We start from the raw sequence: 16,062 nt of genomic DNA, 5'->3' as shown, positions 1-16,062 counted from the left end.
TTTGAATGTTTGGAACGCTTTTTTAAAACTAAATGACTATATAACTAGTTTTTCGCAATTTTTGAGACAGAAATGTGATTTTTGTGATAAAGTTCTATCATTACAAGTTCATTTGTGGTAATATGGAATAAATCATTTATGTATCCTTTCAGAAATGTGCTGTTTCTCTGAATATAAATGTCTTTTTCTCTTTAACTTAATTTTACAAATTGCTAAAGTCATTTAAGGACAGCTTTTTGAACAGTTGCTAGAAATGTAGAGGTATTGACCATGTATCAAAAGTTACTTAGAAAAATAGCAGAAGAAAAACCAAGTTATAACCAGGAAGAAATCCAGTGGCTACTTGATCATTTGGGAGATCCTTCTCCAGAAATTCGTGATGACCTTGTTTTTACAAGCTTTGCTAGAGGGATTCAGGAAGAGCTATTTACACAGGAACAATTTCATTTCATTGCTGAAGGGATTTCATCTGATGGAGGGTTAGATAAAGATATTGATAAGGTAGGCCTGTCAACCCTTGAACGTTCTTTTAGGGCGCTTATTTATGCAAATCTCTTGTCTGCAGATGCCAACCAGCAATCGATTTTTTATCAGGAATTAAATGCAGGAATTCGTAATGTCCTTTTAAATCAAGGTTTGTATTATCTTTCAAAAGAAAAGGATACAACGGGTTTTTCAAGTCAGTATGGTTGGGTTCATACTTTTGCACATGGAGCCGATTTACTGACAGAGGTGGTTTGTCATCCCAACTTTCCTAAAAACAGAGTTCATGAAGTATTTGATATACTTGGCCAACTATTTAAAAGAGTTTCGATTCGCTTTACAGATGATGAGGATTGGCGTTTAGCAAGAGTGATCTATGAACCTATTTTACAAGGGAAGTTAGCGCAAGAGCAAGTAGCTTCTTGGATAAAAGCTGTTGACTTTCCGATAGAAGAAAGGGAAGATTTTTATAAATTTTCCAACTTCAGATCCTGTCTGTTGGAAGTCTATGTCCAACTTGACCAGAGAAATAGTTTACAAGATGACTTGAAAGAAGCTATTCAATCTTTTCAATATTAGGTATTGCTAGTAGTTCTATGATTTTCAAAAAATTTCCAATCAATTTTCTTGAAACCCTTTCCTACTTTTGATAGACTAGTATCTAGTTTTTGAAAAAAGGAGAAAGAAAATGAAAAAATTTGTTGCTGAGTTAATCGGTACGTTCATGCTTGTATTCGTCGGGACAGGAGCTGTTGTTTTTGGAAATGGTGTTGAAGGTCTTGGTCACCTAGGGATTGCCGTTGCCTTTGGTCTGGCAATCGTAGTTGCAGCCTACTCAATCGGAACTGTTTCAGGTGCTCACTTGAATCCAGCTGTTTCGATTGCTATGTTTGTTAACAAACGTTTGTCATCTTCAGAGCTTGTCAACTACATCCTTGGACAAGTAGTTGGAGCTTTCTTAGCATCTGCTTCTGTCTTCTTCCTCTTGGCTAACTCAGGTATGTCAACTGCTAGTCTTGGTGAAAATGCCTTGGCAAACGGTGTCACTGTCTTTGGTGGTTTCTTGTTTGAAGTCATCGCAACTTTCTTGTTTGTCTTGGTTATCATGACTGTGACTTCAGCAAGCAAGGGAAATGGCGCGATTGCTGGTTTGGTAATCGGTTTGTCCTTGATGGCGATGATTCTTGTCGGATTGAACATTACTGGGCTTTCAGTAAATCCAGCTCGTAGCTTGGCACCAGCTGTTTTGGTAGGTGGCGCAGCCCTTCAACAAGTTTGGATTTTCATCCTTGCACCAATCGTTGGTGGGGTTCTTGCAGCCCTCGTTGCAAAAAACTTCCTTGGAACAGAAGAATAATTGAAAAACAAAAAGCCTTGCTCCTCATCTAGAGGAACAGGGCTTTTTCGTATGATACTCTTCGAAAATCTCTTCAAACCACGTCAGCTTCCATCTGCAACCTCAAAGCAGTGATTTGAGCAACTTGCGGCTAGCTTCCTAGTTTGATTTTTGATTTTCATTGAGTATGAGTTTAACGATTGTCAATTTTCTCTGGATAAAGGTCGTGTTGGAAGAGGCGTTGTTCTGCCAAGCCTTCATACTTAGTTCCAGGCTTACCGTAGTTGTAGTAGGGGTCGATTGAAATGCCACCGCGCGGAGTGAATTTTCCCCAGACTTCTAAATAGCGAGGGTCTAGCAAGTTGACCAAGTCTTTCCCGATGGTGTTGATACAGTTTTCGTGAAAATCTCCGTGATTTCGGTAGCTAAAGAGGTAGAGTTTGAGGGATTTTGACTCAACACAGAGCTTGTCAGGGATGTAGGAAATATAAATGGTCGCAAAGTCTGGTTGAGCAGTGATCGGGCAAAGTGAGGTAAATTCAGGACAGTTAAATTTGATAAAATAGTCATTTTCCACATGACGATTGTCAAAGGATTCGAGGACTTCTGGTTGATATTCGAAAATGTAGTTGGTTTCTTTGTTGCCTAGTAGGCTTAGGTTTTTCATTTCTTCTTGTTGTGACATGATTTTTTCTTTCTAATCTTAAACACCACGTTGATTATCGTAGAGGAGGGTATGCAGTTGAGGGAGGACGCGGACATTGCCCCAGCTGTCGTCAGCAGCGACACGTTCCCAGAGTTCTTTGAGGCGGTCCAGTTGGTCTTGGACAATATTACCCGTAGCCTTGGGCTCAGGATTTCCTGCTGATAAGAAGAGAACATCTGGTTGGTAGCGTTCTTGAATCCCTTTGGCAAAGGCCAAATCGGCATCATCAAAGACAGGGATTTTAAAGGTGACCCTGTCTGGATCAAGTTGGGAAACGATAAAGTCCAAGGTCTCAAAGTTGACTTCCATCTTGGATGAAGGAGGTTTGGGACTGAGGGTGACCTGGTCGATGTCTTTTAACCAATTTTGCCAGCGGGAGCCTTGGGTCTCAACAGCCAGAGTGACACCACGTTCCTTGAGTTTGGTGACGAGTTCAGCCATGTTGGCTGCTAGGATAGCAGGATTTCCCCCAGATAGGGTTACATAGTCATAGCTCCCCAATTTATCCAAGGCAGCAATGACCTCGTCAGCTGTCATACGAGTTGGCTTTTCAGAGCCATCCCAAGTAAAGGCAGAATCGCACCAGTCGCAGTGATAGTCGCAACCAGCAGTGCGGACAAACATGGTTTTCTGCCCGATTGCACGGCCTTCGCCTTGAAAGGTTGGGCCAAAAATTTCTAGAACTGGTAGTTTGAGGACACGTTCCCTAGTCATCTAACCACTCCCGTCTAAACTCTGCAAAGGCAGTCGGAGTCTCATAGAGACGAACGTATTCCAAACGGAGACCGCGCTCGTTTGGCAACTCTTGATTCATGGTTTGGAAAATCCAGTAAACCATATTTTCAGCAGTCGTGTTCATATAGGGAAGAGTTTCATTGAGATAGCGATGATCCAAGTGGGGCTCTAAGTAGTTCTTGTAGGTCGCTTTGATGTCTCCGAAATCGTAGGTCATACCACGTTCATCTAAAAATCCACTGACAGCAATCTGCAGATGATAGGTGTGGCCGTGCAGGGATTTGCATTTTCCCTCATAGTGAAAGAGGTGGTGAGCAGCATCAAAGGTAAATTCTTTGGAGACTAGAGTCCGATAAGGATTGTAGACAAGAGACTCCCCAGTTTCCTGTTTGATTTCTTTGGGTGCAAAAAACATTAGGCTTCTCCTTTCTGTGAGAGATAAACATCTAACCCATGTTGACGTAGGTGGCAGGCGGGGCAATCTTCACAGCCGCTCCCGATAATTCCGTTGTAGCAGGTTAAGGTCTTTTCACGAACATAGTCAAAGGCACCGAGTTGGTCGGCTAGCTCCCAAGTTTCAGCCTTGTCTAGCCACATAAGAGGTGTTTGGATAACGAAGTCGTAATCCATGGCAAGGTTGAGGGTAACATTAAGGGATTTGACAAAGACATCTCGACAATCGGGGTAGCCTGAGAAGTCTGTCTCGCAGACACCTGTCACGATATCTTTAATGCCTCGTTGCTTGGCAAGGACTGCCGCAAAGGATAGAAAGAGGTGGTTTCGACCGTCAACGAAGGTATTGGGAACTTCTCCCTCTTTTTGCTCAATCTCCATATCAGAGGTCAGCGCATTTTCAGTGATTTGCCCCAGCAGAGACATATCTAGGATGTGATGACGAATGCCCTGTTCCGTAGCGATTTCTCTGGCAACTTGAATTTCGAGATGGTGGCGTTGGCCATAGGCAAAGGTAACGGCTTCGACCGTTTCATAGTGTTCTTTAGCCCAGAAAAGGCAGGTTGTGGAATCTTGACCGCCACTAAAGACGACCAAGGCTGATTGACGTTTCATAGTACTCCTTCCAAAATGGGAAATGTTCAGAGCACGCAAAAAGCTCCCTTGAGGGAGCTAAAAAATACCAAGTCAAGGTTTTTTTTAGCGATGGCATGTCCCAAACATCGTAATATTCTACTTACAGTCTAGCATATTTTTTGAAAAATGGCAAAGGGCAAGAAAAAAGAGACCAAAGAAAGTACTTGGTCTCTCGTTTGATTAGCTCAATTCAGCAACGATGGCCTTGATTTGTTCTGCTGTGTGAACACCAGCAACTTGTTTGACAACTTGGCCGTCTTTTTTGAAGAGAAGAGTTGGAATAGACATGATTCCAAAAGCACGAGCTGTGTTTGGATTTTCATCAACGTCCATTTTAACGATTTTCAAGACATCTTCTGAAAGTTCTTCAGACAATTTGTCCAAGATTGGACCTTGCATACGACATGGACCACACCAAGTTGCCCAGAAGTCTACTAAGACCAAACCGTCTTTTGTTTCTTGTTCGAATGTTGCATCTGTAATTGCTTTTGCCATTGTATTTCTCCTTTTTTAGTTATATTGGCTTAAATCTTGTTTCTTGAGATAGAAGAAGATATCTCCATAAGTCCCATGGTAGTCCAAATCATGATCCTTATAAGTCAATTTTTGGACAGGGTAGTAGTCTGCGACGCCGATAATGCAAGCTTGTTGCGAACGATCAAAATCTTCATAGGATTCGAAAGTCACAGTTCTTTCGTTCTTACTGGCGTCTAGATAAGTAATTTCAATCATATAAAACTCCTTTGTTTAATCTTGACTTTATTTTACTCCTTGTAAAAGAGAATGTCAATAAAAATGATTGCGCACGCAACTTTTTTCTAAAATCATCTTAAATCAAGAAATCCAAACCTGCTTCCAAGCTTTCTTCGACAGCCTTTTGTAGCGAGGCCAGTGTCTTTTGCCCATCATTTGTCAGGCAGATAAAACTAGAGCGTCTATCTTGATGGCAGCACATGCGACTGAGTAGACCGCAATTTTTAGCTTCCAAGCGAGCCACCATCCTAGAAACTGCGCTCGGGCTCAGATGAAGCTTATCTGGCAGGTCAATCTGGCGTAGAGATTTTTCTTGGGCCAAGTCCAGATAGTAGAGCAGGTAGAACTCTTTCAAGGTCAGACTTTGCTCGCTCTGTTGGGCAATGGTCTCTTCCAGGAGACTTTCAATTTCTTTCTGACGCCGATTGAAGTCAAACCATTTTTCCAAATAGGTCATAGTGTCTCCTTTCTTTTTAGAGTCATAAATAGAAGAAAGTCCATTAACGGGCAGTCTCTGCGTCACAAGATGATTGCGCATGCAATAATTATACTACTTTTCAAGAATGCTGGCAAGTTCTGTTTTTTAGTGGTTTTCTTTTTTACTGTCCATATTTTTGTAAAAATCAACTTTTACTTGGATGAAGGTTTTGGCTTCACGTAGGAGTTGAAGAAGGGTAGCGCGGGTTTCAAATTCTTCTCTTGTCTTGGGCAGACTGCGGTTTCGGAAGACTTCCAGATAGCGTTCGATTTCATCTAGCAAATCAGAAGCAGGATTGGTCTGGCTCAGTTGACCTGCAATTTGTGAAAAGAGTTGAGCCAAAATCAGGCTCTCACTGGCAGCTAGGTGACAGGTATTGATTTGCTGGGCCATATTTCGCAGGATACGACTTTGTAGCTGTCTCATCTCAAAGTAGTGAATATGGTAATCAGTCTGGTGAAAGAGGTGGTCTGAGTGATCCAAATAGACCAGTCTGAGGGCTTCTTCCAAAAGGGTGTCCAATTCTTCCACCAGCTGTGCTCGGTTGCGTCCATCCCCTCTGGATAAATAATATTTGAAGCGCAGGAGGATGTCTTTTAACTTTTCTTCTACCAATGTGTGGTAGTGATGAATTTCCTCTTCTCGTGAAGGCATGTAGAGATTGACCAGTAAAGCAAATCCTGTACCGATAGCAAAGAGAAAGAATTCATTGACTAGAAGGTCTGGAGAGGTTGACTCTTGTACCAAGAGATGGCTAACCAAAACAGTGCTTGGTGTGATGCCAATTTCCCAGCCCATCTTGTAAGCTAGAGGCACATAGAAGGCAAGATAGAGACCAAGGCTCCAGATATGAAATCCGCTCAAGTGAAAAGCTAGAACACCGATAGCCAGAGCTAGGAGCATGGAAAAGAGGCGATTGCGAGCCAGTTTTAAAGTACTTCTACGCGTATCAGATAGGCTCAAGAGAGCGATAATTCCAGCCGAAATTGCTGAGGAAAGATTGAGAAAATAAGCAAGCAGGCAGGCAAGACAGGTAGCTAAGATGAGCTTGGTCGTACGTTGGCTAATAGACATAAGAATTTCCTGATAATACTCAATGAAAATCAAAGAGCAAACTAGGAAGCTAGCCGTAGGCAGTACTTGAGTACGGCAAGGCGAAGCTGACGTAGTTTGAATTTGATTTTCGAAGAGTATAAGTTAGAATAAAAGAGCAAAAGACAAAACCTGAGCAGGCTTGCCTTTATGAGTTATTTTTTACGGGCTGCTGCGTATTCGGCAACGGCAGTAAAGAGGACGTCTGTAGAAGAGTTAAGGGCTGTTTCACATGAGTCTTGGATGACCCCAATCACAAATCCAACCCCAACAACTTGCATGGCAATATCGTTAGAAATACCGAAAAGGCTACAAGCAACTGGGATAAGAAGGAGGGAACCTCCCGCAATACCAGAAGCACCGCAGGCTGAGATAGCTGCTACCACACTGAGGACAAAGGCTGTGGCAAAGTCAACAGGGATTCCAAGAGTGTTTACCGCAGCAAGGGTCAAAACGTTAATGGTAATCGCTGCTCCAGCCATGTTGATAGTAGAGCCAAGTGGGATAGAAACAGAATAGGTATCTGGGTTGAGTCCAAGGTCATGGCAGAGTTTCATGTTGACAGGAATGTTAGCCGCAGAACTACGAGTGAAGAAGGCTGTCACACCGCTGACACGGAGGCAGTTCCAAACTAGAGGGTAAGGGTTGCGTCTCATAAAGAAGAAGGCAATCAAAGGGTTGACCACAAGGGCAACAAAAAGCATAGTCGTTACTAATAGAACCAATAAAATACCGTAGTTGGCAAGGCTTCCGATTCCCTTGTCAGAAATGGTTTTAAAAACAAGACCAAGGATTCCAAATGGAGCCAGATTGATGATCCATTCGACAATTTTAGAAGTCACGTCAGCGATAGTTTTTAGTAATTCTTTACTATTTTTGCTGGCCTCTCTCATAGCAATTCCAAAAATGACTGCCCAAGATAAGATTCCAATATAGTTAGCAGTAAGCAGGGCGTTGACTGGATTGTCAACCAGTTTGAGCAAGAGGTTGCTGAGGACCTGTCCAATCCCATCTGGTGGAGCAATATCGGTATTAGCACTATTTAGGGTGATTTCAATAGGGACGATGAAACTTGCTAGTACAGCTACAAGAGCAGCGGCAAAAGTTCCTAGGATATACAAGAAAACAACAGTTTTCATATTGCTATCTTGTCCCTTTTGATGTTGGGAAAGGGCATTAGCAACGAGAGCAAAGACTAGGATAGGAGCAACAGCTTTTAGACCTCCAACGAATAAATCCCCGAGTAGCCCAATTCCTGAGAGATTAGGAAGGGTCAGTCCTAGAATTCCCCCACAAAGCATACCAATCAAGATACGCTTGACAAGGCTTGCCTTGTTCCAAGCATGAATGATTCTTTTCATAATAATCTCCTTTCTGTGTAGTGATTATGATTATAGTATAAACGATAGACAAAATCAAGAATTTTCTGTCTATTTTTTGAATATTTATGGATAATGAGACTGATGAAAATATGGTATAATGAAATAAAGGAGTTTTATATGCAAAAATTTATTCAAGCTTATATTGAAAAGCTAGATGTGACAACCATTATCGAAAATATTCTAACCAAGGTCATTTCTCTTTTACTGCTTTTGATTGTATTTTATATTGCTAAAAAAATGCTTCATACCATGGTGCAGAGAATTGCCAAACCTTCTCTAAAAATGTCTCATCATGATGTCGGGCGCCAGAAAACCATCTCACGTTTGTTAGAAAATGTGTTTAATTATACGTCATATTTCTTTTTACTCTACTGTATTTTATCGATTTTAGGCTTACCTGTATCTAGCTTGCTGGCTGGGGCTGGAATCGCTGGGGTGGCGATTGGGATGGGAGCCCAAGGTTTTCTGTCTGATGTCATCAATGGCTTTTTCATCCTTTTTGAACGTCAACTGGATGTGGGAGATGAGGTTGTTCTGACCAATGGCCCCATTACTGTATCGGGCAAGGTCGTCAGCGTGGGAATTCGTACGACCCAGCTTCGTAGCGAGGAGCAAGCCCTTCACTTTGTCCCTAACCGAAATATCACAGTTGTTAGCAATTTCTCACGCACAGACTAGACCTGTTATTTTAAGTAATTTGTGGTACAATAGAGGGAGTTTAATAAGGAGAAAAGATGGTTTTAGAAAAGCAGTTGGGCAATGGTTGTACCTGGATAGACCTAGATCTAGGAAAGTTGAATAAACTAGAAGACCTTTCTGAAATTTACGGTTTGGACAAGGAAACCATTGAATACGCACTGGATAGAAACGAGCGCGCCCACATGGACTACCACCGTGAAAGTGGGACGGTTACCTTTATCTATAATGTCCTAGACGTAAAAAAGGACAAGGCCTACTATGAGACTTTTCCCATGACCTTTATCGTGGAGCATCGTCGCCTGATTACCATTAGTAATACCAAGAACGCCTATGTCATTGAACAGATGACTCGTTATCTGGAGAGCCATGACACGCTTTCGATTTATAAGTTTCTCTTTGCCAGTCTGGAAATCATCAGCAATGCCTACTATCCTGTCATTGAGCAGATGGACAAGAGTAGGGATGAGGTCAATGACCTCTTGCGCCAGCGAACTACCAAGAAAAACCTCTTTGCCCTGTCTGATTTGGAGACTGGTATGGTTTATCTGACGGCAGCTGCCAAACAAAATCGGATTTTGTTAGAGCATATTCAAGGTCATGCCTTGTATCGTAGTTTTGATGAGATTGAGAGAGAACAGTTTGATGATGCCATGATTGAGGCTCATCAGCTGGTATCCATGACAGACCTAATCTCTCAGATTTTACAGCAACTTTCAGCCTCTTACAACAATATTCTAAACAATAATCTGAATGATAATTTGACAACCTTGACTATCATTTCAGTCTTGCTAGCGGTTTTGGTAGTCGTGACAGGCTTTTTCGGAATGAATGTTCCACTACCTTTAACAGATGAGCCCCATGCTTGGCTCTACATCAGTTTGGCTAGTATAGGTTTGTGGATTGTTTTATCCTTGTTACTAAGGAAAATTGCGAAAAAAAGTTAAGAAAAGGAGCCAAAATGGCGATTGAAAATTATATGCCAGATTTTGCTGTGGAAGCAGTTTATGATCTGACAGTCCCAAGCCTGCAGGAGCAGGGAATCAAGGCTGTTTTGGTCGATTTGGACAATACCCTTATTGCTTGGAACAACCCTGACGGGACACCAGAGATGAAGCAATGGCTACATGACCTTCGGGACGCGGGCATTCGCATTATCGTAGTGTCAAATAACACCAAAAAACGCGTCCAACGAGCAGTTGAGAAGTTTGAGATTGACTACGTTTATTGGGCTCTAAAGCCCTTCACATTTGGGATTGACCGTGCCATGAAGGAATTTCACTATGAGAAAAGCGAAGTGGTCATGGTTGGCGACCAGCTCATGACAGATATTCGAGCAGCCCACCGTGCTGGCATTCGCTCGATTTTAGTCAAACCCTTGGTCCAACATGACTCGATCAAAACGCAGATTAACCGAGCTCGTGAGCGCCGTGTCATGCGAAAAATCACTGAAAAGTACGGACCGATTACATATAAAAAAGGAATTTAACTATGGAAGAAATTCTCTGTATTGGTTGTGGAGCAACCATTCAGACGACAGATAAGGCTGGTCTTGGTTTTACCCCCCAGTCGGCACTTGAAAAAGGTTTGGAGACTGGTGAAGTCTATTGCCAACGCTGTTTCCGTCTCCGTCATTACAATGAAATCACGGATGTCCAGTTGACAGACGATGATTTCCTCAAGCTCTTGCACGAGGTGGGAGACAGCGATGCCTTAGTGGTCAATGTCATTGATATCTTTGATTTTAATGGCTCTGTCATCCCAGGCTTGCCACGCTTTGTATCGGGCAATGATGTCCTCTTGGTTGGAAATAAAAAAGATATCCTACCTAAGTCAGTTAAACCGGGCAAGATTAGCCAGTGGCTCATGGAACGTGCCCATGAAGAAGGGCTTCGTCCTGTTGATGTCGTCCTAACTTCAGCTCAAAACAAACATGCCATTAAGGAAGTCATTGACAAGATTGAACATTACCGTAAAGGCCGCGATGTCTATGTTGTCGGTGTAACTAACGTTGGAAAATCAACTCTAATCAATGCCATTATCCAAGAAATCACGGGTGATCAGAATGTCATTACGACTTCGCGCTTCCCAGGGACAACCTTGGACAAGATCGAGATTCCGCTTGATGATGGTTCTTATATCTACGATACGCCGGGAATCATCCACCGTCACCAAATGGCCCATTACTTGACGGCCAAAAACCTCAAGTATGTCAGCCCTAAAAAGGAGATCAAGCCTAAAACATATCAGCTTAATCCTGAACAAACCCTATTTTTAGGTGGTCTCGGACGTTTTGACTTTATATCAGGAGAAAAACAAGGTTTCACTGCCTTTTTTGACAACGAATTGAAACTCCATCGTACTAAGCTTGAAGGCGCTAGTGCATTTTACGACAAGCACGTCGGAACCCTTCTCACGCCTCCAAACAGTAAGGAAAAAGAAGATTTTCCAAAACTGATTGAGCATGTATTTACAATCAAGGATAAGACAGACCTAGTCATCTCAGGCCTAGGTTGGATTCGTGTAACAGGCACTGCCAAAGTCGCCGTCTGGGCACCAGAAGGCGTCGCCGTCGTCATACGAAAAGCAATTATTTAAAACAAAATCGCTGAGCGAACAAAGTGAGCTCATATAGCGATAGTTATTGCCGTGGTGTGATTGCCAATCTGTAGATTGGCAAGGGGCACAATTGAGACCAAGGCTCAATTGTGAGGTCAGGAAATCCATTTTTCAAAGATGAAATCTTTGGAAAATTAGTTCCGACCGTCCCTCACCACCTAAAATAACTATCAAAAAACAAGGAAGAAAATTATGTCATTAACATCAAAACAACGTGCCTTCCTCAACAGCCAGGCACACATCCTCAAACCTATCATCCAAATCGGGAAAAATGGACTGAACGACCAAATCAAAACCAGCGTCCGTCAAGCTCTTGATGCGCGTGAATTAATCAAGGTTACTCTCTTACAAAACACAGATGAAAACATCCACGAAGTAGCTGAAATTTTGGAAGAAGAAATCGGTGTGGATACAGTCCAAAAAATAGGACGCATCTTGATTTTGTTTAAACAATCCAGCAAGAAAGAAAATCGCAAGATTTCTAAGAAAGTCAAAGAAATCTAAGACCGAAACTCCAAATAACTGTTTTTATAGAGAAATAAAGGGGACTAGCCTATGACAATCGAACTATTGACTCCCTTTACCAAGGTAGAGTTGGAGCCAGAAATCAAGGAGAAAAAACGCAAACAAGTTGGGATTTTAGGGGGGAATTTTAACCCTGTTCACAATGCCCATCTTATTGTTGCGGATCAAGTACGGCAACAGTTGGGACTGGATCAAGTTCTGCTCATGCCTGAATACCAACCTCCTCACGTTGATAAAAAGGAAACCATCCCTGAACACCATCGTCTCAAGATGCTTGAGTTGGCAATTGAGGGGATTGACGGCCTAGTCATTGAAACTATTGAGTTGGAGCGCAAGGGTATTTCCTACACTTACGACACCATGAAGATTTTGACAGAGAAGAATCCAGATACGGATTATTACTTTATCATCGGTGCCGACATGGTTGACTATCTGCCTAAGTGGTACCGAATTGATGAACTGGTTGACATGGTTCAGTTTGTGGGGGTTCAGCGTCCACGCTACAAGGCAGGGACTTCCTATCCAGTTATCTGGGTGGACGTACCGCTCATGGATATCTCGTCCAGCATGGTGCGGGACTTCATTGCCCAAGGTCGGAAACCCAACTTTCTCCTACCTCAGCCAGTGCTAGACTACATCGAGAAGGAGGGGCTCTACTGATGTCCTATCAAGACTATATCAACTGCTCCCGTGAGGCCTTGTTGGAAAAAATGGCAGAGCTTCTACCTGAGAAACGTCTAACCCATTGTCTAGGTGTGGAGCGTGCCGCTATGGAGTTAGCTCAGCGCTTTGGTGTAGATGTTGAGAAAGCAAGTCTAGCAGGTCTTCTTCATGACTATGCTAAAAAGTTGTCAGATCAGGAATTTCTAGACTTGATTGACCGTTACCAGCTAGACCCTGACCTCAAAAACTGGGGCAATAATGTCTGGCATGGTATGGTCGGAATTTACAAAATTCAGGAAGATTTGGATTTGCATGATTCTGAAATTCTGCGAGCCATTGAAATTCATACAGTCGGAGCTGGTCAAATGACAGACCTAGATAAGGTCATCTACGTCGCAGACTATATCGAGCACAATCGAGCCTTTCCTGGAGTAGATGTGGCGCGTGAGATTGCAAGTCTATCGCTCAATAAGGCGGTGGCCTACGAAACAGCTCGTACCGTGGAGTATCTAGCTCATCAGGGATTCCCCATCTATCCCCAAACCCTTGAAACCTATAACGCCTTTGTGCACTATTTGAAAGAGGACTAAATGAAGACGGCTTTTATAATCATTGATGTTCAGAATGTTTTAGTAGAAACTGGGTTCCAGACAAAAAGTCTATTGGAAAAAATTTCTTATTTACAAAACCAGGCTAGAAGCAAGAATATTGAAATTATCTATGTTCAACATATTGAGAACTCTGAAGCTCAAACATCAGAAGATTGGCAGTTATCTGCGCTTTTAAATCGAAAACCTGCTGAAAAGGTCTTTCAGAAGAAATATAACAGTATTTTCAAAGAAACTGGCTTAAAAAAATACTTGGATAAGCAGGGGATTGAAAAATTAGTTTTATGTGGTATGCAGACAGAATATTGTGTGGATACCTCTGTCAAGGTTGCCTTTGAATATGGCTATCAGCTTATTGTTCCAGAAGGTGCTGTCACAACCTTTGATGGGGATGACATTCCAGCAGAAACGATTAATGAATTTTATGAGGACATTTGGGAGGAGCGCTTTGCAGATGTTCTAGATTACAAACATATTTTCTAAAAAGAGGATTAAATGAACGAAAAAGAATTACTAGAACTAGTCGTGAAAGCGGCTGATGAGAAACGTGCGGAGGATATCCTCGCACTTGATGTACAAGATTTGACTAGTGTGACGGACTACTTTGTCATCACTAGCTCAATGAATAGCCGTCAGTTGGACGCTATCGCAGCTAATATCCGTGAAAAAGTAGCTCAAGCAGGCTTTAAAGGTAGCCATGTCGAAGGCGATGCAGCTGGAGGCTGGGTCTTACTGGACATCGGTGCTGTTGTCGTGCATATCTTTTCAGAAGAAATGCGTGCCCATTATAATCTAGAGAAGCTATGGCATGAGGCGAATTCAGTAGATATTTCAGAAGCTCTTGCTTAGAAGATGAACTCAGTTGTAGTCAACTGGGTTTCTTTGCTTATTTTAGAAAAATTGATAGAAAGGTAAAGGGCTAGTGGTGTTTACCATGGAGCTCTTAGTATCATGATTATGGCGACTTATGAAACCTTTGCGGCGGTCTATGATGCGGTCATGGACGATAGTTTATACGACAAATGGACGAATTTTTCTCTGCGTCATTTGCCTAAGACCAAGGAGAGAAAGAAACTCTTGGAATTGGCTTGTGGGACAGGAATTCAATCAGTGCGCTTCTCTCAGGCTGGTTTTGATGTGACTGGATTTGACTTGAGTGCGGATATGTTGAAGATTGCGGAGAAGAGAGCAACTTCAGCCAAGCAAAAGATTGCTTTTATAGAAGGTAATATGCTGAATTTGTCCAAGGCAGGGAAATACGATTTTGTCACGTGTTATTCGGACTCTATCTGCTATATGCAGGATGAGGTGGAAGTAGGGGACGTCTTTAAGGACGTGTACAATGCGCTGAATGAAGAGGGAGTTTTCATCTTTGACGTGCACTCGACCTACCAGACAGATGAAGTATTCCCTGGCTATTCCTACCATGAAAATGCGGAAGATTTTGCCATGCTTTGGGATACATATGAGGACGAAGCTCCTCACTCCATCGTGCATGAGCTGACTTTCTTTATCAAGGAGGCTGACGGTTCCTTTAGTCGCCACGATGAAGTACATGAGGAGAGGACTTATGAGATCTTGACCTATGATATCTTGCTGGAACAGGCTGGATTCAAGTCCTTCAAACTCTATGCAGACTTTGAGGATAAGGAACCAACAGAAACTAGCACCCGTTGGTTTTTTGTGGCGCAGAAGTAGGAGAACATCATGACCATCACAGGTATTATCGCAGAGTTCAATCCTTTTCATAATGGCCATAAATACCTGCTGGATCAGGCAGAGGGACTGAAAATTGTTGCCATGTCAGGGAATTTCATGCAGCGTGGAGAGCCTGCTATTGTGGATAAGTGGACAAGGGCCCAGATGGCGCTGGAAAATGGCGCAGACTTGGTAGTGGAATTGCCCTTTTTAGTCAGTGTTCAGGCAGCTGATTTCTTTGGTCAAGGAGCTGTGGATATCTTGGATCGCTTGGGCATTGATAGTCTAGTTTTTGGGACAGAGGAAGTTCGAGATTATCAGAAAATCGCTGACTTATACACAGAGAAAGGTGCTGAGATGGAGAAATTTGTGGAAAATCTGCCTGATTCCCTTTCCTATCCCCAGAAAACCCAATCTATGTGGAAGGAATTTGCTGGTCTTGATTTTTCAGGTAATACCCCCAATCATGTTCTTGCTCTGGCCTATGCAAAGGCGGTTGCAGGACGAAATATCAAGCTGCATACGATTCAGCGTCAGGGGGCAGGTTACCATTCTGTGAATAAAGATGTGGACTTTGCCTCGGCGACAGCCCTCCGTCAACATCAGAAGGACCAAGATTTCTTAGAACGCTTTATGCCTTCTGTTGCCCTATTTGAGCAGGCCAGTAAGGTGATCTGGGAAGACTATTTTCCCTTGCTCCGCTATCAAATCTTGTCAAATCCCGACCTAACCACCATCTATCAGGTCAATCAAGAAATGGCTGTGCGCATTAAAGAAGCTATTAAACCAGCCCAGTCTGTAGAAGAGTTGGTCGAGGCGGTTGCGACCAAACGTTACACCAAGGCGCGTGTCAGACGCCTATTGACCTATATTTTGGTGCAGGCTAGAGAAAATGTCTTGCCAGAAGCCATTCATGTCCTTGGATTTACTGAAAAAGGCAGGCAACATCTCAAGTCTCTGAAAGGACAGGTCAATCTAGTCAGCCGAATTGGCAAAGAACCTTGGGATGCTATGACCCAAAAAGCAGACCAGATTTACCAACTAGGAAAGCCAAGTATAGCAGAGCAAAATTTTGGAAGAGTGCCGATTAGAATAGAAACAAGCTAAGTCTACCGAAAGGTAGGCTTTTTGAGATTTTTTACGAATAATACTCTTCGAAAATCAAATTCAAATCGCGTCAACGTCGCCTTGCCGTATAT

Annotated in this window: 22 protein-coding genes; 13 read left to right on the top strand and 9 right to left on the bottom strand. The window is 42.6% G+C overall.

What is annotated here, in order from left to right:
* Positions 1-270: 270 nt before the first annotated feature.
* Entirely contained in the window at positions 271-1,062 is a 792-nt protein-coding gene (locus HT736_RS06095; RefSeq protein WP_023933745.1) for a DUF2785 domain-containing protein, read from the top strand.
* A gap of 109 nt (positions 1,063-1,171) precedes the next feature.
* Complete coding sequence (locus HT736_RS06090) at positions 1,172-1,840, top strand: aquaporin (RefSeq protein ID WP_119920133.1); 669 nt, start codon at positions 1,172-1,174, stop codon at positions 1,838-1,840.
* A gap of 172 nt (positions 1,841-2,012) precedes the next feature.
* Here HT736_RS06090 and queF read toward each other — a convergent pair whose 3' ends face one another.
* The 9 genes from queF to sstT all read right to left on the bottom strand — a co-directional run bounded on the left by queF (position 2,013) and on the right by sstT (position 8,033).
* A complete protein-coding gene (queF, locus tag HT736_RS06085) occupies positions 2,013-2,504 on the bottom strand; it encodes a preQ(1) synthase (RefSeq protein WP_000082587.1) in 492 nt (163 codons plus the stop codon).
* 18 nt (positions 2,505-2,522) lie between these two features.
* The gene (gene queE / locus HT736_RS06080) at positions 2,523-3,239 is read right to left on the bottom strand and encodes a 7-carboxy-7-deazaguanine synthase QueE (protein WP_000196466.1); all 717 of its coding nucleotides are present in this window, start codon (positions 3,237-3,239) and stop codon (positions 2,523-2,525) included.
* Positions 3,232-3,675 (bottom strand): 6-carboxytetrahydropterin synthase QueD, encoded by a 444-nt coding sequence (gene queD / locus HT736_RS06075; protein WP_000464585.1) that lies wholly within the window; start codon positions 3,673-3,675, stop codon positions 3,232-3,234. The genes queE and queD overlap by 8 nt, the downstream gene beginning before the upstream one ends.
* Entirely contained in the window at positions 3,675-4,328 is a 654-nt protein-coding gene (gene queC / locus HT736_RS06070) for a 7-cyano-7-deazaguanine synthase QueC (protein ID WP_000828776.1), read from the bottom strand. The genes queD and queC overlap by 1 nt, the downstream gene beginning before the upstream one ends.
* 201 nt (positions 4,329-4,529) lie before the next feature.
* Positions 4,530-4,844: a thioredoxin gene (gene trxA / locus HT736_RS06065; protein WP_001029581.1), complete on the bottom strand. Its 315-nt coding sequence runs from the start codon at positions 4,842-4,844 to the stop codon at positions 4,530-4,532.
* Positions 4,845-4,859: 15 nt separating this feature from the next.
* Positions 4,860-5,081 carry a DUF4649 family protein gene (locus HT736_RS06060; RefSeq protein WP_000570252.1) on the bottom strand — a complete coding sequence of 74 codons (222 nt, stop codon included), beginning with the start codon at positions 5,079-5,081 and terminating at the stop codon, positions 4,860-4,862.
* 97 nt (positions 5,082-5,178) lie between these two features.
* Complete coding sequence (locus HT736_RS06055) at positions 5,179-5,559, bottom strand: MarR family transcriptional regulator (RefSeq protein WP_000221629.1); 381 nt, start codon at positions 5,557-5,559, stop codon at positions 5,179-5,181.
* 126 nt (positions 5,560-5,685) lie between these two features.
* Positions 5,686-6,654, bottom strand: a complete 969-nt coding sequence (locus HT736_RS06050) for an aromatic acid exporter family protein (RefSeq protein ID WP_172930840.1) — start codon at positions 6,652-6,654, stop codon at positions 5,686-5,688.
* Between the two features lie 173 nt (positions 6,655-6,827).
* Positions 6,828-8,033, bottom strand: coding sequence for a serine/threonine transporter SstT (sstT, locus tag HT736_RS06045; protein ID WP_000821228.1), 1,206 nt, complete (start codon positions 8,031-8,033; stop codon positions 6,828-6,830).
* A gap of 138 nt (positions 8,034-8,171) precedes the next feature.
* Here sstT and HT736_RS06040 point away from each other — a divergent pair, with 138 nt between their 5' ends.
* From HT736_RS06040 to HT736_RS05990, 11 genes are all read left to right on the top strand, one after another.
* Positions 8,172-8,732: a mechanosensitive ion channel domain-containing protein gene (locus HT736_RS06040; protein ID WP_001168882.1), complete on the top strand. Its 561-nt coding sequence runs from the start codon at positions 8,172-8,174 to the stop codon at positions 8,730-8,732.
* A 56-nt stretch (positions 8,733-8,788) separates the two neighbouring features.
* The gene (locus HT736_RS06035) at positions 8,789-9,697 is read left to right on the top strand and encodes a magnesium transporter CorA family protein (RefSeq protein ID WP_000242254.1); all 909 of its coding nucleotides are present in this window, start codon (positions 8,789-8,791) and stop codon (positions 9,695-9,697) included.
* A 14-nt stretch (positions 9,698-9,711) separates the two neighbouring features.
* Entirely contained in the window at positions 9,712-10,239 is a 528-nt protein-coding gene (locus tag HT736_RS06030) for a YqeG family HAD IIIA-type phosphatase (RefSeq protein ID WP_172930839.1), read from the top strand.
* A 2-nt stretch (positions 10,240-10,241) separates the two neighbouring features.
* Positions 10,242-11,348, top strand: coding sequence for a ribosome biogenesis GTPase YqeH (gene yqeH, locus HT736_RS06025; protein ID WP_000391191.1), 1,107 nt, complete (start codon positions 10,242-10,244; stop codon positions 11,346-11,348).
* Positions 11,349-11,561: 213 nt separating this feature from the next.
* Positions 11,562-11,873 (top strand): ribosome assembly RNA-binding protein YhbY, encoded by a 312-nt coding sequence (gene yhbY, locus HT736_RS06020; RefSeq protein ID WP_000060163.1) that lies wholly within the window; start codon positions 11,562-11,564, stop codon positions 11,871-11,873.
* 51 nt (positions 11,874-11,924) lie between these two features.
* Positions 11,925-12,554 carry a nicotinate-nucleotide adenylyltransferase gene (locus HT736_RS06015; RefSeq protein WP_000151307.1) on the top strand — a complete coding sequence of 210 codons (630 nt, stop codon included), beginning with the start codon at positions 11,925-11,927 and terminating at the stop codon, positions 12,552-12,554.
* Positions 12,554-13,147: a bis(5'-nucleosyl)-tetraphosphatase (symmetrical) YqeK gene (gene yqeK / locus HT736_RS06010; RefSeq protein WP_083979732.1), complete on the top strand. Its 594-nt coding sequence runs from the start codon at positions 12,554-12,556 to the stop codon at positions 13,145-13,147. The genes HT736_RS06015 and yqeK overlap by 1 nt, the downstream gene beginning before the upstream one ends.
* Positions 13,148-13,648 carry a cysteine hydrolase family protein gene (locus HT736_RS06005; protein ID WP_000844709.1) on the top strand — a complete coding sequence of 167 codons (501 nt, stop codon included), beginning with the start codon at positions 13,148-13,150 and terminating at the stop codon, positions 13,646-13,648.
* Between the two features lie 12 nt (positions 13,649-13,660).
* A complete protein-coding gene (gene rsfS / locus HT736_RS06000) occupies positions 13,661-14,014 on the top strand; it encodes a ribosome silencing factor (protein ID WP_001002999.1) in 354 nt (117 codons plus the stop codon).
* Positions 14,015-14,122: 108 nt separating this feature from the next.
* Positions 14,123-14,863, top strand: coding sequence for a class I SAM-dependent methyltransferase (locus HT736_RS05995; protein WP_338149170.1), 741 nt, complete (start codon positions 14,123-14,125; stop codon positions 14,861-14,863).
* A gap of 9 nt (positions 14,864-14,872) precedes the next feature.
* Positions 14,873-15,970, top strand: coding sequence for a nucleotidyltransferase (locus HT736_RS05990; RefSeq protein ID WP_000156344.1), 1,098 nt, complete (start codon positions 14,873-14,875; stop codon positions 15,968-15,970).
* Positions 15,971-16,062: the final 92 nt, after the last annotated feature.

This window comes from Streptococcus sp. 339 (assembly GCF_013277285.1).
Classification (GTDB): Bacteria; Bacillota; Bacilli; order Lactobacillales; family Streptococcaceae; genus Streptococcus; species Streptococcus pseudopneumoniae.
The sequence above is the reverse complement of the archived record's forward strand: the minus strand, read 5'-3'. Positions and strand labels throughout refer to the sequence as shown.